Origin of the sequence: Enterococcus sp. AZ129 (assembly GCF_051714505.1) — a bacterium.
Taxonomy (GTDB): Bacteria; Bacillota; Bacilli; order Lactobacillales; family Enterococcaceae; genus Enterococcus; species Enterococcus faecalis.
In genome coordinates this window covers 1,194,404-1,216,292 of record NZ_JBIORY010000001.1, presented here as the reverse complement: position 1 = coordinate 1,216,292, position 21,889 = coordinate 1,194,404, and the positions used below count along the sequence as shown (strand labels likewise).

19 protein-coding genes are annotated in these 21,889 nt (G+C 38.7%); 7 read left to right on the top strand and 12 right to left on the bottom strand.

Going from position 1 to position 21,889, the window contains the following annotated elements:
• Positions 1-9: 9 nt before the first annotated feature.
• The 3 genes from IGJ90_RS06060 to IGJ90_RS06050 form a co-directional block, all read right to left on the bottom strand.
• Positions 10-1,329, bottom strand: coding sequence for a DRTGG domain-containing protein (locus tag IGJ90_RS06060; RefSeq protein ID WP_002357743.1), 1,320 nt, complete (start codon positions 1,327-1,329; stop codon positions 10-12).
• A 9-nt stretch (positions 1,330-1,338) separates the two neighbouring features.
• The gene (locus IGJ90_RS06055; RefSeq protein ID WP_002366611.1) at positions 1,339-2,013 is read right to left on the bottom strand and encodes a metal-dependent hydrolase; all 675 of its coding nucleotides are present in this window, start codon (positions 2,011-2,013) and stop codon (positions 1,339-1,341) included.
• Positions 2,014-2,217: 204 nt separating this feature from the next.
• Positions 2,218-3,651, bottom strand: coding sequence for an MFS transporter (locus IGJ90_RS06050; protein WP_002366610.1), 1,434 nt, complete (start codon positions 3,649-3,651; stop codon positions 2,218-2,220).
• A 191-nt stretch (positions 3,652-3,842) separates the two neighbouring features.
• On the opposite strand from IGJ90_RS06050, the gene IGJ90_RS06045 reads away from it, so the two are divergent.
• The 5 genes from IGJ90_RS06045 (at position 3,843) to IGJ90_RS06025 (ending at position 8,579) form a co-directional block, all read left to right on the top strand.
• Positions 3,843-4,193: a helix-turn-helix domain-containing protein gene (locus tag IGJ90_RS06045; RefSeq protein WP_002366609.1), complete on the top strand. Its 351-nt coding sequence runs from the start codon at positions 3,843-3,845 to the stop codon at positions 4,191-4,193.
• Positions 4,194-4,528: 335 nt separating this feature from the next.
• Positions 4,529-5,650: a baeRF6 domain-containing protein gene (locus IGJ90_RS06040; protein WP_002366608.1), complete on the top strand. Its 1,122-nt coding sequence runs from the start codon at positions 4,529-4,531 to the stop codon at positions 5,648-5,650.
• 297 nt (positions 5,651-5,947) lie between these two features.
• On the top strand, positions 5,948-6,148 hold the full coding sequence (locus IGJ90_RS06035; protein ID WP_002357750.1) for a cold-shock protein: 201 nt from the start codon (positions 5,948-5,950) through the stop codon (positions 6,146-6,148).
• A gap of 156 nt (positions 6,149-6,304) precedes the next feature.
• Positions 6,305-7,510, top strand: coding sequence for a YdcF family protein (locus IGJ90_RS06030; RefSeq protein WP_002382277.1), 1,206 nt, complete (start codon positions 6,305-6,307; stop codon positions 7,508-7,510).
• Positions 7,511-7,526: 16 nt separating this feature from the next.
• Positions 7,527-8,579, top strand: coding sequence for an AI-2E family transporter (locus tag IGJ90_RS06025; RefSeq protein WP_002357754.1), 1,053 nt, complete (start codon positions 7,527-7,529; stop codon positions 8,577-8,579).
• 19 nt (positions 8,580-8,598) lie between these two features.
• Here the strand turns inward: IGJ90_RS06025 and IGJ90_RS06020 are convergent, their stop codons facing one another.
• Positions 8,599-11,010 carry a hydroxymethylglutaryl-CoA reductase, degradative gene (locus tag IGJ90_RS06020; protein WP_002408551.1) on the bottom strand — a complete coding sequence of 804 codons (2,412 nt, stop codon included), beginning with the start codon at positions 11,008-11,010 and terminating at the stop codon, positions 8,599-8,601.
• A gap of 185 nt (positions 11,011-11,195) precedes the next feature.
• On the opposite strand from IGJ90_RS06020, the gene IGJ90_RS06015 reads away from it, so the two are divergent.
• On the top strand, positions 11,196-12,347 hold the full coding sequence (locus IGJ90_RS06015) for a hydroxymethylglutaryl-CoA synthase (RefSeq protein WP_002366606.1): 1,152 nt from the start codon (positions 11,196-11,198) through the stop codon (positions 12,345-12,347).
• Between the two features lie 72 nt (positions 12,348-12,419).
• Here the strand turns inward: IGJ90_RS06015 and IGJ90_RS06010 are convergent, their stop codons facing one another.
• The 5 genes from IGJ90_RS06010 to IGJ90_RS05990 form a co-directional block, all read right to left on the bottom strand.
• Positions 12,420-13,202, bottom strand: a complete 783-nt coding sequence (locus IGJ90_RS06010; protein WP_016614996.1) for a hypothetical protein — start codon at positions 13,200-13,202, stop codon at positions 12,420-12,422.
• Positions 13,203-13,325: 123 nt separating this feature from the next.
• Positions 13,326-13,928, bottom strand: a complete 603-nt coding sequence (dhaL, locus tag IGJ90_RS06005) for a dihydroxyacetone kinase subunit DhaL (RefSeq protein ID WP_002360441.1) — start codon at positions 13,926-13,928, stop codon at positions 13,326-13,328.
• 12 nt (positions 13,929-13,940) lie between these two features.
• Positions 13,941-14,924: a dihydroxyacetone kinase subunit DhaK gene (gene dhaK / locus IGJ90_RS06000; protein WP_002366604.1), complete on the bottom strand. Its 984-nt coding sequence runs from the start codon at positions 14,922-14,924 to the stop codon at positions 13,941-13,943.
• The gene (gene dhaM, locus IGJ90_RS05995) at positions 14,925-15,323 is read right to left on the bottom strand and encodes a dihydroxyacetone kinase phosphoryl donor subunit DhaM (RefSeq protein ID WP_002357762.1); all 399 of its coding nucleotides are present in this window, start codon (positions 15,321-15,323) and stop codon (positions 14,925-14,927) included.
• Positions 15,324-15,335: 12 nt separating this feature from the next.
• Complete coding sequence (locus tag IGJ90_RS05990) at positions 15,336-16,475, bottom strand: glycerol dehydrogenase (protein WP_002363858.1); 1,140 nt, start codon at positions 16,473-16,475, stop codon at positions 15,336-15,338.
• A 160-nt stretch (positions 16,476-16,635) separates the two neighbouring features.
• Here IGJ90_RS05990 and IGJ90_RS05985 point away from each other — a divergent pair, with 160 nt between their 5' ends.
• Positions 16,636-17,622 (top strand): PocR ligand-binding domain-containing protein, encoded by a 987-nt coding sequence (locus IGJ90_RS05985; protein WP_025186610.1) that lies wholly within the window; start codon positions 16,636-16,638, stop codon positions 17,620-17,622.
• A gap of 113 nt (positions 17,623-17,735) precedes the next feature.
• Here the strand turns inward: IGJ90_RS05985 and lpdA are convergent, their stop codons facing one another.
• The 3 genes from lpdA to IGJ90_RS05970 all read right to left on the bottom strand — a co-directional run bounded on the left by lpdA (position 17,736) and on the right by IGJ90_RS05970 (position 21,889).
• Complete coding sequence (gene lpdA / locus IGJ90_RS05980) at positions 17,736-19,142, bottom strand: dihydrolipoyl dehydrogenase (RefSeq protein ID WP_002357765.1); 1,407 nt, start codon at positions 19,140-19,142, stop codon at positions 17,736-17,738.
• A 7-nt stretch (positions 19,143-19,149) separates the two neighbouring features.
• Positions 19,150-20,769: a dihydrolipoyllysine-residue acetyltransferase gene (locus IGJ90_RS05975; protein ID WP_002366601.1), complete on the bottom strand. Its 1,620-nt coding sequence runs from the start codon at positions 20,767-20,769 to the stop codon at positions 19,150-19,152.
• 142 nt (positions 20,770-20,911) lie between these two features.
• Positions 20,912-21,889, bottom strand: a complete 978-nt coding sequence (locus IGJ90_RS05970; protein WP_002357767.1) for an alpha-ketoacid dehydrogenase subunit beta — start codon at positions 21,887-21,889, stop codon at positions 20,912-20,914.

Sequence of the window (21,889 nt, the reverse complement as noted above, 5' to 3'; positions counted from 1 at the left end):
TGTAGCCTCCTACGTTCTCTCCATCACTTGGCAAACAACAATTGCTTTTGCCACAATGACATTTTCTAAATAAACTTCAATATCTAATTTTGCAGAGCGACGACCAATTTCTAAAATCCGTGGACGAATGTCCAATTCACTTTCCAACTGGATTAGCCGCAAATAATGTAGATTCACTTGTTCAATTAATACATTTCTTTTTTGATTCATCAACATTGTTCGTTGTGTCACGTTAGAAATAATTTCACTTAGGACACCGAACGAGATGGTACCAACACTGTTAACCATTTGGGGCGCAACCGAAAAACGAAAACGGGTTGTTTCTTTGCCATTTTCTTCAACAGGCATCACTTCCCCGGAAATTTGATCTGAAATTGTATCTGCAATTTGTGGTTGTCGTTGCACCAATTGCATGGCTTTCATCACATCTTGGCGAGAAACAATTCCAACAAGCGCTAAATCATCTTCCACCACCGGCATGACTTCTAGACCATCCCAAATCATTTGATGACTGACACTCGCTACACTCATCATCTTTTTCACAACATTGGGATCCTTTGTCATGACTTTATCCACGGTTAAATGTTCACTTTTACCAATGACATCTTTGGCTGTGACAATCCCCACTAAACGTAATTTCTTATTTACTACTGGGAAACGAGAATGATGGGTACTTTCAGATAATGCCTGATAATCTGCAATCGTTTGAGTTGTCAACAAATAATTGGTTTTTTCAAGCGCTGTATAAATATCACTGACGAGTAAAATGTCTTTTTTAATCAGCTGATCACTTAAAGCACGGTTAATCATAGTAGCCACAGTAAATGTATCATATGTGGTTCTCAAGACAGGCATACCCAGACGATCTGCTAACTGCGCAATCTCTTCAGATGTTTCAAATCCACCTGTAATTAAAACGGCTGCCCCATTTTCTAAAGCAAGCTTTTGCACACCTTGGCGGTTACCAACAATCATTAAGGAGCCTGGAGTAATATATCGCGTCATCGCGGTTTCTGTCATCGCACCAATTACAAATTTATTAAGGACTTTGTCTAGACCAGAGCTACCGCCTAACACATCCCCTTCAATAATCCGGACCACTTCACCAAATGTTAATTTTTCAATATGTTTTTTTAACTTCCGCTCAATTCGTATCGTACCAACACGTTGAATGGTGGAAACAAGCCCAATATTTTCTGCATCTTTGATGGCCCGATACGCTGTTCCTTCACTAACACTTAAACTTTTGGCAATGCTTCGAACAGAGATTCGATCGCCAATTGGTAATTCTTCAATATGTTTTAAAATTTGATCATGTTTCGTCGCCATAATTTCCTCCTAAACTAGGATCGTCTCTCCTGGGTTTAATACTTTCCCGCCAACTACTTGCTCTGCGAATATTGCTGGATTTTGTTGGATAACAGGAAAGGTATTGTAATGAATTGGAATTGTTATTTTGGGATTTAAGTAAGAGACTGCTTCTAGCGCATCCTCTGGTCCCATCGTATAATTATCGCCAATTGGTAAGAACGCTACATCAATGGATTTGTCTTTTGCAAAAAGGCGCATATCTGAAAACAACGCCGTATCACCAGCGTGATAAATTTTTTTATCTTCTGCTTCTAAAATAATCCCACTTGCTTCGCCCATGTAGGTCATTACGCCGTCTATTTCATAACCGGAACTATGCAAAGCTGGCACAAATTTAACCGAACCAAAAGGAAAGACATAACGCCCACCTAGATTCATTCCATGCGCTTTTACCCCTTGCGACTGTGCATACGTAGCCACTTCAGCTATCGCAATAATTGTTGCCTTGTTGGCTTGAGCAATTGCTAGCATATCGCCAATATGATCGCTGTGTCCGTGAGTGATTAAGATGTAATCAGGGTGTAAATCTTCAAGTGAAACGTCCGCTAAAGGGTTGCCATTAATAAAAGGATCAAATAAAAGGTTCGTGCCGTCGTTTAGACGAATTTCAATACATGAATGTCCATGTCCTATCAGTTCCATTTGTATTCCTCCTACGGTATTTTCTACACACTCTTATGATAATTAATCGTCAAATTCATTCTTAAAAGTAGTACAGTTTAGTACAGTTTACTTTCTTTATTGTAACAGAGAATTAGAAATATACAATCGCATTTGCTTATTTTCTTAGCTAGTAAAGAAACAGACGAGAAAAATCATGAATCTTTCTCGTCTGCTTCTTTTTACTTATTTGGTTGTTTTCCGAAAACGTAAAATCGTTAATATAAAGGCCGCCACACATAATAGAAAGGCGACAAAAAAGGTTTCACGCATTCCCACAATAAATATATCTGGGCGATTAGCCAGATACGTGGTTACTCGTTCACCATAGGCTTCGCTCATACCACGATATAAAATGGTCGTTGACAACGCAATCCCAATGACCATCCCTAAGTTTCTAGCAAAAGAATTCATACTTCCTGCTACACCTAAATCTTGCTTTTCAACACTGCTCATAACCATTGTATTGTTTGGAGACTGGAAAAGTGCATTTCCCAAGCCCATAATGGCCGTTGCAATCACATAATACCAGATGGGCGAGTTCATATCTAAAAACATATACATTAACGACGTACAGCACAAGAGCAACAATCCGCCAAACGTTAAAATAGCTGGGCCAATTTTATCCGTCAAATAGCCACTCAGAGGAGCCCCAACCACCATTAATAACGGAAATACCATCATTAATAGACCAGCATAACTAGCACTTAGTTTGCGTGCATCCTGCAAATAAAATGGAATGACAACATTTACAAAAAAGTTTGAGGCAAAAATTAAAACGGCGGACAATAAACTTAATGTAAAAATTTTGTTTTTAAAAATTGCGAACTTAATAAGTGGGCTTTTTCTTTTTCGTTCAACCATTATAAATAATCCTAATGCGATTACTGCAATAATGAACAATAAATAGGATTGTAACGAGCCAAACCCGCTCTCTTGTCCGAGGAAAATCCCGCCGAAGAACGTCATAATCGCAATGGCAATACAAGCAAATCCTGAAAAATCGATTTTTTCTTTTGTTTTTGTAATATCTTTTGGTAGAAACTTTTCGCCAATTAAAATTGTAACTAGCCCCACAGGAACATTAATCCAAAAAATATACGACCAAGAAAAGTTTGATAAGATCAATCCACCAATCCCAGGACCAGCAATCGCGCCTAAAGAGACAAAGGCACCTACTGCACCAAGCGCCCGCCCTCTTTCATTTAAAGGGAATACTTCCGTAATAATTCCTGAATTGGTCGCCATGGTCATGCTAGCACCAATACTTTGAACGACTCGCGCAAATAATAGAAAGCTCAGCGATTGATTAAAGCCACAAAGTAACGAACCAATCGTAAAAATAACCGTGCCAATTCGATAAACTTTTATTTTTCCAAAACTGTCGCCAATTTTTCCAAATAATAATAAACAAGCACAGACAACCATTAAATAAATAGATACGACCCATTCCGCTTGATTCATGGGTACGGACATTTCTTTTGAAATAGTCGGTAAAGCAATATTTACAATGCTGGAATCTAATGTAGACATGAAGGTAAACATAGCCACAGAAACTAAGATCCACCAACGATTTTTCTGCACTTCAGAATCCTCTTGGTAACTTTTAATTTTCTCCATTGATTCATCCCCTCTCGCTCCAAAACAGTTTACTTACTAATAATAACTCTATTTCTTCTTTTTTTCATCGGAAATTTTCTAAAAAATCACTCATGAGATGTTCACCTTCTTATTACACGCTCGCAATTGACAACCATTCGCTTTTACGCTAATTTAAAATTAGCAAACGGAAAACACAAGGAGGACTTGAAATGACCTTAATTTCTCGCATTAAACAACTAGCTCAGTCAAAGCAATTAACCCTCGCCCAATTAGAAAGAAACGTCGGCATTTCCAATGGACAAATTCGTCGTTGGGATACCTCTTCGCCTAAAGTAGAGAATCTTTTAAAAATAGCAGACTATTTTTCTGTTTCCTTGGACTATTTAATGGGCCGCACCCAACAAACAGAGATCAATCATCAGGCACCTATGACAAGCACACAAAAAGAGTTACATATTCACATTACTACGGAAGAGTTAACAGAAGAAGAAATTACTCAGTTAGAGGAAGAAGCAAAACGTTTCTTGCGGTTCCGTAAATTTGAAATGACAAATTCTTAAAGAGCGTTCACTTCTCCTAGTCAATTAATAGCAAAAACTAGAACCTAAATAAAAAAACCACCACGACCGTCGTCTGTGGTGGAAATGAAGGTTGTTATTTACTCTTGGTAGGAGTAAGTATGAAAAAACCAATTCGGGATAATTGGCATAACGTAAGTATAGTGGTTTGTGCCTTTTTTATCATGAGTTTCAGCTATATTTTTTATAAAACTTTTATTAGAACACCATTAACAGTCCTTTATTTAGATTCTTTAAAGCGCTTTCTTTTATTGAACATATTGTTTTAAACATTCGATTTCCTGTGCTACACTTACTTTTAGAAGGGGGATTTTATTATGGCAAATCAAAAAAAAGATAGCTTATCAACATTATTTTCTGAAGAAGTTCATGGACCGTTTGTTACTTTCTTGTTTAACACCCATGTCGCTCATCAAAACGTAGAAAAAGATTCGCTTGTTTTGAAAAATTTTGCAAAAGCGGCAAAAACACGCTTTGAAAAAAAATTTCCTGAGGAAAAATGGGCTGTTTTCCAAGAAAAAATTGACGCACTTCTAGCTGATGCTTCCTTCTGGCGCAACGGCACAGCAAGTGTTTCAATCATCTTATCTCCAGAAAACACCTTTGTTCAACGATTAGATGTGCCCGTTGACGATCAATATTACGTGGACACGATTCCTTATTTACTTGGACTAGTCAAAGACAAACAATTTAACTACCATTATTACCTACTTGCTCTAAATCGCGATTCAATGAAACTTTACAAGGTCGATCATACGACTGTGACTCCTGTTGAATTGCCTAAAGACGCGCCAACAGACGTGGTCACAGCTTTAGGTGATGAATTAACGGGTGGTAATTTAAACTTTTCAACTCAAGGTAGTTCTAACGGTTCTAAAGAAGGTGTCGCTTATCATAGCATCAATACTAAAGATAAAGAAGTTGAAATTGATTGGGTGAACTACTATCAAGCAGTCGATACTTTCTTAAAAGATCAACTGGATAATCCTGAAAAATTACCGCTTTATCTTTATGCTTTACCAGAAAACCAAACACTCTTTAAAAAGATTGCTAAAAATCCTTATTATGATTGCTCAATTTCAGTTGCTGCTTCACCTGCACAAGCAACCATTCAAGATATCCGCAGCGCTAGTGAAAAAATAGCTGCAGAGTTAAAAGAAAAAGAAACAGCTTCTTATAACAAATTACTAGATCGTAAATTCTTAGATCAATTTACAGATATTTCGCCAGCGGCAGCTGACGGCAAAATTTCCCATCTTTTTATTGCAACGTCACTCTTTGTTACTGAAAACAATGAAATGTCATCTGAAGAGTACGATCGCCGCAAACTTTTAAACACCATTGCTTACCAAGTCATTCAAAACGGCGGTCAAGTTTTTGTTTTAGACCAAAAAGCTGCACCAGATGAAAAATCTTTAGCGGCTATCCTCCGTTATTAAAAACAGGCAAAAAGCCCATTGTAAGAAAGCGCCTTACAATGGGCTTTTTTTCTGAGTCTTATTGAAACAGCACTATAACAGCCTTATCTTCACTTTCTAGTTTTTAAAAAACATCCGATAAAAAAGAAAATAAGGTTATCGCTATACAAAAACCAGTTAGTATGCTATAGTAATAGATGTAGTTTTTGTTCGGTAATATGGGTAGCTGTTTCAAATAAACATCTTCCACATTTTTCACCTTTCAAGTAATTGCAAAATATGAATGTGTTATAACACACATCTAGGAGGATATTTATTATGGAAACAGGTACAGTAAAATGGTTTAACTCAGACAAAGGCTTTGGCTTCATCACTGCAGAAAACGGAAACGATGTATTCGTACATTTCTCAGCTATCCAAGGTGACGGCTTCAAAACTTTAGAAGAAGGTCAAGCAGTAACTTTCGAAATCGAAGAAGGTCAACGTGGCCCTCAAGCAACTAACGTTACTAAAGCTTAATTAAACAATACTGACTCAAAAACCTGACGTTAATCGTCAGGTTTTTTTTTATAAAAAAAAGAACAAGAAAACTTTCTGAAACTAAGTGCTTCCTCTATTTTTTTTGAAGAGTTTTCGTTATACTGAAGAGGAAAAATGTTTTAAAGGAGTTTATTTATGCAATTTTATGGTGATTTAACCTTTTTAGGTGTTTATTTATTGGGTCTCTTTTTCATTCCTTCGTGGCGAAAAAAGAAAAAAGAACACGATTGGTTGCCGTGGATGTTTGGCTGGACCGTCTTTATGTTCTTCTCATATGTTTTATATTTAGAAATCATTCGTGGCACAGCCTTCTTTTTAATTCCCATTGCTTTTTTTGGCTTGTTTGCGCTCTTCTACTTCAAAGAAAAAAGGCGTTTACTGAATGGAACATTATTTAATATTTTTCTTGTGGTTCTAGCGACTTATTTAGGGATTACTGCGATTCGTACAAACAACTACTTTCTAATCACCTTAGCAATTATTGCCCTGCTGGCGATTTTTATCGCTTTGGCTTTAGGACTCTATGCCTTAATTATTTTCCTCTATTGGAATGCGGTCGTTGTTATGAGAAAAGAAGGTCGGTCTCTAGGGAACTTGTTGACGTTGTTGCTGGCAATTGGCTTAACATTACTATTAATTTATAATTTCTTTTTTCAATCGTTGTTACCAACTTGGCTCTCCTTACCATTAACTATTGCGCCATTTATTTTGACTTATTTCGCGTTTGTTTTTTATAATTTTTTAACTGTTTCTACGTTGTATCAATTTAATCAGCCAAAATATACACAGGATTATATTGTTGTGTTAGGTTCGGGGTTAATCAATGGTGAGATTGTGCCGCCGTTATTGCAAGCCCGCATCAACAAAGCCATTCAATTTTACAAGGCTCAAAATCGCGCAACGTTAAATCCGCCAAAAATCGTCATGTCTGGTGGCCAAGGTCCCGATGAATTACTTCCTGAAAGTGTCGCGATGAAAATGTATGCTTTGACACAAGGTATTCCTGATGATGATATTTTAGTAGAAGCTCATTCAAAAAACACACTAGAAAATATGCGTTTTTCCAAAGAAACAATGATTGAGGATTTTGGAAATGCTAATTTCCAAGCCATTTTTACTACAAACAATTATCACCTTTTCCGAGCGGGTCTTTTCGCTCGAATGGCTGGCTTAAAAGCTGATGGCATTGGTGCAAAAACCGCTTTTTATTTTTTACCTAACGCGTTTATTCGAGAGTTCATCGCCATTGTAGTGATGTACAAACGCCGCCATATTATTGTTTGCGGCCTAGCTGCCATCGGTATGGTTATGTTATTCTTAACAGGATTGATTATTCAGTAAAGAAGGAGTTTCCCCTATGAGTTTGTATCAAAAATTTATTCAAAATGAACGTTTGCGACGTTTTTGCGTCCTTGCTTTGATTATTTTTGTGCTTTATTTATCCAGAAGTATGATTACAACAATTCTTTTAACATTTATCTTTACCTATTTAGCTGTTCGTTTGGTCCATTTTGTTCAACGCTATATGAAAATCCCGACGATTGTCATCGTTCTCTTAACCTATGCATTGGTTGTTTTTCTAATCTATTTAGCGATTACTAAATATGTTCCCGTTCTAGTTAACCAAACGACTCAAATGATTAATTCTGTAGTTGATTTTTATCAAAGTCCACATACAGATACAAATCAAGTATTGCAATTTATTGATCAATACTTGGAAAAATCTAATTTACTCTCTCAACTCCAGAATGGCGCTTCAATGATTTTACGCTACATTCAAGATATTGGTGCTGTCGGCTTATCATTTGTCATGTCCTTTATTTTAAGTTTCTTCTTTATGATTGAGAAGAAGCAAATGGCCGATTTTTCTAAGTTATTTTTAAAAAGTGATTTTGATTGGTTTTTTCAGGATATCTATTATTTTGCCAACAAGTTCGTCAACACATTTGGTGTCGTGATGGAAGCTCAGTTTTTCATTGCTGTGGTGAATACAGTCATTACTACCTTGGCCTTGGCGATAATCGGCTTTACTCAGCTACCTAGTTTAGCCATTATGATCTTCATTTTGAGCTTAGTCCCAGTTGCTGGTGTGATTATTTCCTGCATTCCGCTAAGTTTCATCGCTTATTCCCAAGGCGGCTTGAACGATGTGATTTATATCTTAGCTTTAATTACAATCGTCCATTTATTTGAATCTTACGTGCTAAATCCTAAATTCATGTCTAGTAAAACAGAGTTACCAATCTTTTATACGTTTGTCATCTTATTAGTTAGTGAGCGTCTCTTTGGTGTATGGGGACTTATTGTAGGAATCCCTGTGTTCACTTTCTTCTTAGATGTCTTAAAAGTAAAACCAATTCGTGGCCTGAAACGTCTACCTAATGTGAAAAAAAATAGTTCAGCAGAATAATTTCTGCTGAACTGTTTTTTTATTGTTTTCTTAAATCATTTAAAATAGCCAAGGCTCGGTCTTGGTTCATCGTTTTTTGACGTTTTAATTGTTGAGCGACTGCCTCAACTTCTTTACCAGTAGCTCCGACCGTCATCGCTAAAGAACGTGCTTGTAGAGCCATGTGTCCTTTTTGAATTCCTTCAGAGACTAAGGCCCGTAACGCCGCTAAATTTTGTGCCAAACCAACAGCCGCTACTACTCGACTTAGTTCTTTTGCATCCGTCACTGCTAACAAATCAGCAGCTGCTTGAGATTTAGGTAAGACTTTTGTGGCACCGCCAACCGTGGCTAAAGCAAGCGGAACTGAAATTTCACCAATTAGTTGTTCGCCATCCAGCGTCCAACTAGTCAAGCCTTGGTAGCGACCTTCCTTCACCGCAAAAGCATGACAAGAAGCGCTAACAGCGCGTGTATCATTTCCTGTAGCTAAAACTACAGCTTCAATGCCATTCATGATCCCTTTGTTATGCGTGACTGCCCGATAAGGATCTAATGAAGCATAGCGTGAAGCTAAAACAATTTTTTCAGCAATTTCCCGGCCATTGCTCCCCTTACTTAAACGTGAAACTGGAATAGCCGTTTTCATCGTAACAACCGACTCCGTTGCGTAATTGCTTAAAATACTGAATAAAATTTTTTGCTCCGCAAACCATTCACGGAACAACTCGGCCACACCTTCCAACATAGCGTTAACGATATTTGCCCCCATTGCATCCTTAACATCTACTAAAAAGTCGACAGATACAAACGATTCATCAAAAGCACGATATTGCAAATCTCTTAAGCCGCCGCCCCGTTTAACGATAGATGGATAACTTAACTCTGCTTGTTGAAAAATTTCCGCTTCTCTTACTTGTAGTTTATCAATCAATGACTCGGGATCTGCAACATCGTAAAAAACGATTTGTCCACGCATTAAGCGTTGTTGATTCACTGTTTTAAATCCTTGTGCTATTTTTGCACCATTACTCAAAGCCGCAATCACTGAGGGCTCTTCTGTCGCCATTGGTACCAAATAATCAGTTTCGTCCACTGTTAAATGTAAGCCAACGCCCATCGGCACTTCTGTTTCACTGATTTGATTTTCAATCATATGATTGGCAATCTGCGAAGATAAAGCCGTATTTTCAAATTCTTTTTTTGTATCAGCAGAAATCTGGCCTTCATTAAGAAGCGAAGCCAGGCGTTCCTCAGGACTCATTTGATAAAATCGGCTGTTTTTTTTTTGCTGAGGTCTCTCTAGTAGCATAGCGAGTCCTAAGCCACCGCCGATACATAAAGAAGCCACGCCATATTTCTTTTCTTTTTGATTTAATTGATAACTTAAACTCGTTAATAAACGAGCACCTGTGGCACCAATCGCATGACCTAACGAAATACCGCCACCATAAATGTTGACCTTTTCCTCTGGTAAAGCCAGTTCTCTTTGGACCACGATTGAAGTTGCTGCAAATGCTTCGTTGATTTCATACAGATCAATTTCTTCCGTAGTAAGTTGATTCCGCGCTAACAGTTTTTGAATGGCTTTAATCGGCGAAATTCCCATATAGGCTGGATCAATACCGACTTCCACACTGTCTCGAATAATAGCTAAATAAGGAAGACCGTGTGCTTCGGCATATTCTTGTGAAGCAATAATCAAAGCAGAAGCCCCATCATTAATGGTTGATGCATTCCCTGCTGTTACAGTACCGTCTTCTTTAAAAACTGTTTTAAGCGTTCCTAGCTTCTCAACGCTCGAATTAGGGCGAATCCCTTCATCTTTCTCCACAAGCGTTCCTGACACTTCTAATGGGGCTATTTCGTCAGCGAATATCCCTTCTGCTTGTGCTTGAGCTGCTTTTAATTGTGAATGTACAGAAAATTGATCTTGCTCTTCTCTAGTTACATGATACTTTTCGGCCACATTTTCAGCAGTTAAGCCCATTGCTTGACCACTAAAGGCATCCGTTAACCCATCGTACATCATACTAGAAAAAGGCGCATCGTAGCTTTCTGTTTCGTAATTAAATCGTTGTAATTTAGGTGCTTGGGACATATTCTCAATCCCGCCAGCAATTAAAACTTCCGCTTCCCCTAATTGAATCAATTGTTTCGCCAAAATAACGGCCTTCATTCCTGATCCGCAGACCTCATTAACCGTCATTGCGGGAATTTCATGAGATAAACCGCTGTTTATTGCTATTTGTCGTGCGGGATTTTGGCCATTTCCAGCTTGTAAAACATTTCCAAAGATTACTTGATCAATTTCTTCAGAAATAGTGGAATGTCTTTTTAAAAGTTGTGTTGTAACATGTGTTCCTAAGTCTACGGCACTTACTTGACTTAAGCTGCCTTTATATTTTCCAATTGGTGTTCGTAATGCATCAATAATAACTACTGTTTTCAACTAAATGCACCTCCATCTTGAAATATATCATAAAATCCCAGAATCACAAGTGCCAATTACTGAATGTTAACAGACTTATAAGATATTTTTTAATAATCTATGAAGTTAATACAAAAATTCCCCATTTTGGTTCATTTCGTGCTATTTTATATAATGAATCTATTTATCGTAAAGGAGTTAAAGAAATGACAATTGGGATTGATAAAATTAGTTTTTTTGTGCCCCCTTATTATATTGATATGACGGCACTGGCTGAAGCCAGAAATGTAGACCCTGGAAAATTTCATATTGGTATTGGACAAGACCAAATGGCGGTGAACCCAATCAGCCAAGATATTGTGACATTTGCAGCCAATGCCGCAGAAGCGATCTTGACCAAAGAAGATAAAGAGGCCATTGATATGGTGATTGTCGGGACTGAGTCCAGTATCGATGAGTCAAAAGCGGCCGCAGTTGTCTTACATCGTTTAATGGGGATTCAACCTTTCGCTCGCTCTTTCGAAATCAAGGAAGCTTGTTACGGAGCAACAGCAGGCTTACAGTTAGCTAAGAATCACGTAGCCTTACATCCAGATAAAAAAGTTTTGGTTGTAGCAGCAGATATTGCAAAATATGGCTTAAATTCTGGCGGTGAGCCTACACAAGGAGCTGGGGCGGTTGCAATGTTAGTTTCTAGTGAACCGCGCATCTTGGCTTTAAAAGAGGATAATGTGATGCTGACGCAAGATATCTATGACTTTTGGCGTCCAACAGGCCATCCGTATCCTATGGTCGATGGTCCTTTGTCAAACGAAACCTACATCCAATCTTTTGCCCAAGTCTGGGATGAACATAAAAAACGGACCGGTCTTGATTTTGCAGATTATGATGCTTTAGCGTTCCATATCCCTTACACAAAAATGGGCAAAAAAGCCTTATTAGCAAAAATCTCCGACCAAACTGAAGCAGAACAGGAACGAATTTTAGCCCGTTATGAAGAAAGCATCGTCTATAGTCGTCGCGTAGGAAACTTGTATACGGGTTCACTTTATCTGGGGCTCATTTCCCTTTTAGAAAATGCAACGACTTTAACCGCAGGCAATCAAATTGGGTTATTCAGTTATGGTTCTGGTGCTGTCGCTGAATTTTTCACTGGTGAATTAGTAGCTGGTTATCAAAATCATTTACAAAAAGAAACTCATTTAGCACTGCTGGATAATCGGACAGAACTTTCTATCGCTGAATATGAAGCCATGTTTGCAGAAACTTTAGACACAGACATTGATCAAACGTTAGAAGATGAATTAAAATATAGTATTTCTGCTATTAATAATACCGTTCGTTCTTATCGAAACTAAGTATTTAAATCCCCCGATTCAATCAACAAAAGAGCTAGACATTCAAGTTTTTGCTTGAATATCTAGCTCTTTTTATGAAAGCCAAACTTCTTTGACCCCGTCTGTCACGGCGATACCATCTGTCAAAGCTAAACGTTGTGAATAAGAAACGTAGCCATAATAAACATCAACACCGCCGCCATTGTTCCAAGTAACAGTGATTTTAACATTTGGAGTAATCGATTTTGTAGCTGGTTGGGTCGTCGGGCGATAATTAGTCGTATCATAACTTAAAATAGTGCCCGAAGCTCCACTTATTTCGGCTTTTCCTGTGTAAATTTCGCCATTCGTATTCGTCTGCGTGACCGCTCCATTCGCTTCAATGATTAACCCCGCTTGCTTTTGATCTCCTCGTGGATAATAAAAAAGATACGTGGTTGCCCATTTAGCAAATTCATCTGGAATCGGTTTAAGTGATTCTGTTTGTGCCGGACTCGACTTCGTTTGCTTTTCAACCGCGACTTCTTCTTGTCTTTTTAAGCCTTCATTATTTTGATTATTTAGTTTCTCAACCGTTTCTTTAACGATCGAATAGTGTGGTTTCCCTAAATCGCTAACAGGGATCGTAGCTAATTTTTCTTCTGATTCTTTATATTGCCCCTCTGCCGTTAACTTTTTAGCTTCTGTAATAATGGCATCATACTTGGTTTGGTCTACAGAAGAGGATGTGCTTTGTCCCGTAGCTTCGACTTGTTTTGTGACACTGGTTTTTTCCGTGGTCACGTCTGACGAATTTCCACAAGCACTTACAAACATTGAGCTAACGATTAATAAACATCCCACAATCACATGCTTTTTCATCTTTAAATCCCCCATTTGTCTATCTTTGTTATTTTTTGTTACTTAAATTATCCCATAGATGAACAAAAGAAACCATTATTTATAAAAAAGTTTAGCAAGCGCTTCAAGAGAGGCACTTGCTAAACTTTTTTCTCACTGTTATTGATTGATTACTTTGACTAGTTCTTCAAATAATAATGCACTAGATGCTGCTCCTGGATCAATATGACCAATTGCTCGTTCCCCTAAATAAGAGGCACGTCCTTTTTTCGCCACCCAATCTTTTGTTGCTTCAGCAAATTGTTCAATTTTTTCTTCATTAAATTGTTCCGTTCCAATTACTTCAGCAACAGGTGCCCAGACATCAACCATCGTTTTATCTCCTGGTTCAGCTTTGCCGCGCATCTGAATCCCAGCTAGACCTTGCTGAACAATTTCTTTTAATTGCTCTGGCGAACTGATGGTTTCCAAATCTTTTGTCGCTTTAGTCATATTCATAAACGCAGTACCATATAAAGGACCAGAAGCTCCGCCAACTTTTGAAATCAAAGCCATGGATAGGACTTTAAATGTCTCCGTGATTGTTGTTGGTACTTTTTTGTCAAACGCAATTTTGTATTCAGCCATACCACGAGCCATGTTGTTACCGTGATCCCCATCACCAATCGGCGTGTCTAATTCACTTAAATAGTCTTTTTTTTCTTCAATAACTTTTGAATAATTGTCTAACCATGTTTGAATGTCTTTTACTGTTAATTCCATCTTTTATCACCCTTACCAAGAAATTGTTGTTACATTGCTTTCTAGCGCTGTTTGCCAGTCTTTTGTCGCCAAGTCAATCATCGTTAAAGATAATCCTTGCATGTCAATAGACGTCATATAGTTACCCACTTTATGGAAGGTCACTTGAACACCTTTATCTTCTAATAATGTTAGCACGTCGTTCATAAATACAAATTGTTCCATTAATGGCGTGCCGCCCATGCCATTGACAAGTATCCCAACTGTTTGTGGTTGTTGTTCATAGCTACTTAATGTTTTTTCAACTAATTCTTTCGCTAACTCTTTCGATGGTTGGATTTTTTCACGACGATAGCCTGGTTCTCCGTGAATCCCTACGCCAAATTCAATTTCATCTTCTGGTAAAGTAAAACCTGGTTTGCCAACTTCAGGCACAGTGGCTGCTTTTAAAGCCACTCCAATTGTTTTCGTGGCTGCTACAATCTTTTCTCCTAAAGAAACGAGCTCTTCTAAAGAAGCACCTTGGCGGGCATGATGTCCTAAAATTTTATGGACAAGAACAGTCCCGGCAACGCCGCGTTTTCCAGCGGTATAGGTGCTATCTTCGACAGCTATATCGTCATCGACAACGACCATTTCTACATGAATGTCTTCCATATCAGCCATATCTTTGGCCATTTCAAAGTTCAAAATATCGCCTGTATAATTTTTTACGATTAACAGAACACCGGCCCCTTGGTCTGCCGCTTGGATCCCTGTTAAAATTTGATCTGGTGTTGGTGAAGTAAAGACATCACCTAAAACTGCGGCATTTAACATTCCATCACCAACAAACCCAGCATGTGCAGGCTCATGACCACTTCCGCCACCAGATACTAACCCAACTTGTTTGTTTGAGTCGTTGCGAGCAATCACGCGAGAATCTTCGACTTGATGAACAAGGTTTCCATAGCTTTTCACAATTCCTTGGAGCATTTCTTCGACAATTTTACCAGGTTCATTAATAATTTTTTTCATTTAGTTCCACCCTTTCTTACCAGCATTTTGAGCTTCTGCTAAAATTTGCGTCAAATCATCTGAGACACCTGCAGTAATTGCTGCCGCAAAGGCACCTTCAACCAATGGTGCATCGACTAAATGATAATGTTTCTGTTGGTCTTCTTCTAGCATATCAAAAGCTAATTCTGAACTTAAAACGGCACTGCCTAAATCGGCAAAAATTAAAAATTCTCGGTCAGAGTCCGCTTCGTTAATCGTGTCAATGATTTTCATTGGATCTGAACCTAATGAACCATCTGATGTGCCACCAAGTGAATGAATCGTAATTTCTTCACTGGCGTTCATCTGTTCAATCATCTCTTTAATACCATCTGTAATCATTTTGCTATGTGAAACGAGTAAAATATCTGCTTTCATGTGGACACTTCCTTAATCTAATTTATGTCTTGTTTTATATTCTTGTCCGACTTTATCTGCAACAATGATTGCATTCGCTACTTCTTCAACGACAATTGGGAATGGCATTGAATGAATTGATTCTTCTGGAATACAAGCAATTTTGGCTACTTCCAACGCTTCTTCATAAGTGATTTCATCGACACCAATGTCTGAAAGCGTTAATGGTAAACCTACAGAAGCACTAAAGTCTAAAACAGCTTCTAATTCGTCTTTTGCTGCATCTTCTAATACAAGTTGTGCAATCGTTGCAAAGGCTACTTTTTCACCATGTAAATAACTGTGCGCACCAGGTAAGACTGTCATACCGTTATGAATCGCATGCGCTGCAGCTAAACCACCACTTTCAAAACCTAAGCCTGAAAGTAAGATATTTGTTTCGATAATCTTATTCAATGATTCAGTAACCACATTTGCATCGCAAGCTAATTTCGCTTTTAACCCATCTTCCTGGAGGTTTTCCCAGCAAAGTTTTGCCATGGCCAAAGCTGCATATGTGCCGCTAGCAGCAGGCGTTAAGCCTTCTCTTGAACCCATTGGCAAACTAGCATTAACCCGAGAATATGAATTGTGTGTTGCGCGTGCTTCAAAATATGTGGATAAGGCATCCCCCATTCCAGCAACTAAAAATCTAGTTGGCGCTTTGGCAACCACTTTTGTATCAACCATCACGACGCTTGGACTTTGTTTAAAGTAAGCATAATCATCAAATGAGCCATCTTCATGATATAGTACAGCTGAATGCGAAGTTGGTGCATCTTGAGCCGCAATCGTTGGTACAATAATTAAGTTTTCACCTTCTGCTACGACTTTTGAAGCATCGATTGCTTTACCGCCACCTAAACCAATGATACAGTCTGCTTGTTCTTTTTGTCCAACGTTTTGCAAGCGCTTTGTTTCTTCACGCGTTACTTCTCCACTAAAGCCACCCTCTACGAAGGTAATGTCAAACTTTTTCGCTGTTTCTTCCAATTGTGGACGTACACGATCAACGTCAGCAGGATTTGCAATTAGTAACGCTTTTTTTCCAAAAGTTGAAACGAAGTAACCTAAGTTTAGTAATTCATCTTCCCCTTGAACATATTTCGTTGGTAAAATCAATGCTTTTCTCATGTTGATAGCCTCCTATATTTTGTTTACATACATAGTATAAAACGCTTTCATCCAAAAAGCATTGAACTTTTGGTATCGTTTTCTTGCAAAAAATGATAGAATTATTTTGTGAAATAATAAAATATTATGATTTTTAAACTTTAGATTGAAGGATTGCCTTATGACTGTAGAATTAAAAAATATTTTAGATTTAGAAAAGTGGGAAAAATTGCAAGAATCATTGGCCTTAAGCACTCGTTTAGCCATTATTTTAGTCGATTATAAAGGTCGTCCTGTGACGAAACATAGTCAAGTTCAACCCTTTTGCCAACTGGTACGTCACTCCCCTGAGCTCTCGAAACTTTGTGAAAAATGTGATGCTCGTGGTGGCTTGGAAGCCGTTCGCACTGGTCAGCCTTTTATCTACCGTTGTCACTTTAATATCGTTGATATGGCCATCCCCATTATTGTTGATGACCAGTATGTAGGAGCCATTATGGCTGGTGAAGTTTTGCTCGAAGATCACCAAGAAGAGTTAGAACAGGTTTTAACCATGAATGATGCCTTCATTCAAGAATTTTTAGCAACACACCAAGAGCTGTATCAACAATACCCTGTTTTAGAACTAGCAGACTTAGAAAAGAGCGCGACATTAATCGCTGATCTAAGCCAATATATTATTTCTGAAGCCATCAAAAAAGATTATTTAATCAATACGTACAAACAATCCTTACAGATTAGTTCGCGAAAAGAAGAACTGGAGCCATTAAATATGATCCAAAAAGATATTCAACAAACTTTATTAACTGCTCAATTAACTCCTTCAAGTGCCTATCAAACTAAAAATAAGCAATTACAACCGGTTTTAGATGCCCTTTGGGAAAACAAATCGCTACGTTTAAATTTACAAGAACTGGCAGACCTTGTTCATTTGACACCAACGTATTTAAGTCGTTTATTAAAAGAGGAGTTTGGTATTCCCTTTAGTCAATTTTATCGACAATTAAAAATCACATGGGCTAAACAGCTTCTTTTGGAGACAGATAAAACGATCGCCCAAATCAGTGAAGATTTAGGATTTGTTGAAGATAGCTATTTTGTCCGTATCTTTAAACAAGAAACGGGTGAAACACCTCTTAAATACCGTAAAAGAAAGAACAGAGCATAAAAAAACAACGACTCCGAGAAAGTCGTTGTTTTTTTACACCTTTTGCACTTGCTGTGGCTAATGCAACAAGTGCAAAAGGCGCATTATATCTGTCGTGCGACAAAGTGATACTATTAAATATGAATTGGTAAACCTAAAGCCAATTCAGCTGTATCCATAGTAATTTCGCCCAATGATGGGTGTGGGTGGATTGTTAAAGCAATGTCTTCTGCATTCATGCCAGATTCAATAGCTAAAGCTAATTCAGAAATCATGTCACTTGCACCGACACCGGCAATTTGTGCACCGATGATGACATTGTCTTCTACAGTTGTAACTAAACGCATGAATCCTTCAGTTTTATCTAAAGAGATTGCACGGCCGTTACCAGCAAATGGGAATTTGTAGCCTTTTGCTTCGATTCCCGCTTCTTTTGCTTCTGCAACAGTCATACCAACGCTTGCCAATTCTGGATCAGTAAAGGCAACAGCTGGCATTGCTTTGTAATCAACTGCAACTTTCTTACCAGAAATTGCTTCAGCAGCAATTTTTGCTTCGTAGCTTGCTTTATGCGCTAACGCAGCACCTGGTACGATGTCGCCGATTGCGAAGATGTTTTTCACGTTAGTACGTCCTTGGTTATCAACTGGGATTAAACCACGTTCGCCAATTTCAACGCCCGCTTGTTCTAAGCCTAAGTCGTCTGTGTTTGGACGACGTCCAACAGTGACCATTACGTAATCTGCTTCAACACTTTCTTCTTTTCCGTTAACTTCATATTTAACAGTGACGCTATCGCCATTGTCAACAGCTTCTTTAGCCATTGCAGAAGTCACGATTGTTACGTTTTTCTTCTTGAAGTCGTCTGTGACAACTTTAACCATATCTTTTTCATAAGTTGGTAAAATTGACGGGCTACCTTCTAAAATTGTTACTTCTGAACCTAAGTTAGCATAAGCGCCACCTAATTCAGCACCGATGACACCGCCACCGATAATAACGAATTTTTTAGGAACTTCTTTTAAGTTTAAACCGCCTGTAGAATCTAACACGCGTCCGCCAAATTTGAATCCTGGGATTTCAATTGGACGAGAACCTGTTGCTACAATAGCATTATTGAATGAGTAAGTTTGTGCTGAGTCTGGGTGAATAACACGCAATGTATTTTCGTCAACGAAGAATGCTTCGCCTTCAATAATTTCTACTTTGTGTTTTTTCAATAACATGCCAACTCCGCCTGTTAATGATTTAACAACTGTGTTATCTTTCCAGTCTTGTGTTTTTGCAAAGTCTAATTCGACTCCTTTAGCTGTTACACCAAAAGTTGAAGAATCTTGTGCTTCTTGGTAATGATGTCCAGCAGCAATTAAAGCTTTTGAAGGAATACATCCAACGTTTAAACAAACGCCTCCGATGTATTCACGCTCGATAATCGCAACTTTTTGACCCATTTCTGCGGCACGAATTGCGGCAACGTATCCTCCAGGACCAGCTCCGATTACGACTGTATCTAGTTCAATGGCGAAATCTCCTACTACCATTTGTTAATCATCCTTCCATTAATAGTAATTCTGGATCAGCTAATAAGCGTTTAATGTTGTTCATTGCTTTTTGAGCAGTTGCGCCGTCAACGATACGGTGGTCAAAGCTTAATGATAATTTCATCATGCGTCCCACAACGATTTCGCCGTCTGCATTAACAACTGGTTCTTGTGCAATTGTACCAACGCCTAAAATAGCAACTTCAGGGTAGTTGATTACTGGTGTAAACCAGCCGCCACCGACTGAACCAATGTTACTAATTGTGATTGTACCATCACGCATATCTTGTGCAGTTAATTTGCCTTCGATAGCCAATGCTGCTTTTTCGTTGATTTCATCAGCGATAGCAAACATGCTCTTCGTATTAGCATTTTTAACATTTGGTACATATAAGCCATGATCTGTATCAGTAGCGATACCAATGTTAAAGTAATTTTTGTAAACAATTTCTTGTGCTGCATCATCGATTGATGCATTCAAGATTGGGAATTTTTGAACAGTTGAAGTCAATGCTTTTACAACGTATGGTAAGAATGTTAATTTTGTACCGTTTGCAGCAGCAACATCTTTAAATTTCTTACGGTGATCCCATAATTCAGAAACTTCTACTTCATCATGTAATGTTACGTGAGGAGCAGTGTGTTTGCTGTTAACCATTGCTTTAGCAATTGCTTTACGTGTTGGTGTCATTTTTTCACGTGTTTCCATTTCGCCTAAATCAGAAGTAAAGGCTTTTGGCGCTGCTTTAGGTGCAGCGGCTTCCGCTTTAGGTGCTGCTTCTGTTGCGGCAGCTTCAGTAGCTGGTGCTGCTTGAGAACCACCAGAGACAAAGGCATCAATATCCGCTTTAATGACACGGCCACCTTTACCAGTTGCAGTTACTTGTGTAATATCAACGTCTTTTTCACGCGCATACTGACGAACAGATGGCATTGCTAAAACGCGTTTGTTTGGATCAGCGGCTGCAACTACGCCTGTTGAAGCGGCTGGAGCTGATGCTTCCGCTTTAGGAGCGTCAGTAGCTGGTGCTGCGGCTGCCGGTGCTGCTGAATTATGACCAGGTGCGTCAATTTCAACTAACACGTCACCCACATTGGCAACTGTTCCTTCTGGTACAACGATATTTTTTACAGTACCTGTTACTGGTGATGGAATTTCTTCTACTGATTTGTCATTTTGTACTTCTAATAATGAATCATCTTCATTAATTGTGTCGCCCGCTTTAACGAACCATTTAACGATTTCGCCTTCGGCAATTCCTTCACCGATGTCTGGTAATTTGAATTGGAAAAATCCGCCAGCTGCTTCGGTTGTTGGTACAGCAGCAGGTTGTGCTGGTGTTTGTTCTTGTGCAGGAGCTGCTGGTGCTGCATCGTTATCTTCGTGACCAGGTGCGTCGATTTCGATTAACACGTCACCAACGTTTGCAACTGTTCCTTCTGGTACAACGATATTTTTTACAGTACCTGTTACTGGTGATGGAATTTCTTCCACTGATTTGTCATTTTGTACTTCTAATAACGTATCGTCTTCGTTGATTGTATCGCCAGGTTTTACAAACCATTTAACGATTTCGCCTTCGGCAATCCCTTCACCGATATCCGGTAATTTAAACTGATAAGCCATTTTTTAAGTCTTCCCTTCTTCGTTGGATCTGTCTATTTTCTTAGGAGCAAAACGCGGGGAAACGACTATAGTAGCTGAACATTTCATGCCTATAGCCGTATTCCACCTGTTTAATTCTTCGTTTATCTACTTCGAATAACTATTAAAATTCGACGATTTCTCTAGCTTTTGCTTCGATATCTTTCGCATTTGGTAACCAGATATTTTCTGCTTGTCCGAATGGGAAGATTGTATCTGGAGCAGATACACGTCCGATTGGTGCTTCTAATGATAATACGGCACGTTCAGAAATTTCAGAAACAACCATAGCGCCAACGCCAGCTTGTTTTTGTGCTTCTTGAACGACAACCACACGGCCAGTTTTTTCAACAGAGTTAATAATTGTTTCCACATCTAAAGGAGCCACTGTACGTAAGTCAATGATTTCTGCTGAAATATTGTCTTTCGCTAAGCTATCAGCTGCTTTAATCGCTTCACGAACCATAGCGCCGTAAGTGATGATTGATACGTCTGTTCCTTCACGAGTTACAGCCGCTTTATCTAAAGGCACTTCATAAGCTTCGTCTGGCACTTCCTCACGGAATGAACGGTATAATTTCATGTGCTCTAAGTAGACAACTGGATCGTTGCTACGAATAGATGAAATTAATAGTCCTTTTGCATCGTAAGGGTTTGATGGAATAACAACACGAACACCTGGTGATTGTGCGATTAATCCTTCTAAGTTATCTGAGTGAAGTTCTGGTGTATGAACACCACCACCAAATGGGGCACGAACAGTAATTGGCATATTACGAGTTCCACCCATACGGTAACGCGTACGAGCCATTTGACCAACGATTTCGTCAAATACTTCAAAAACGAAACCAAAGAATTGGATTTCAGGAACTGGACGGTAACCTTGCAAGGCAAGACCGAAAGCCAATCCACCGATACCAGATTCAGCTAAAGGTGTATCGAAGACGCGGTCTTCACCAAATTTTTCTTGTAAACCTTCAGTTGCACGGAAAACCCCACCGTTGTTACCAACGTCTTCACCGAAGATTAAGACATTTTCGTCTTTCTCTAATTCAAGAGCTAAGGCATCTGTAATTGCTTGGATCATAGTTTTTTGTGCCAT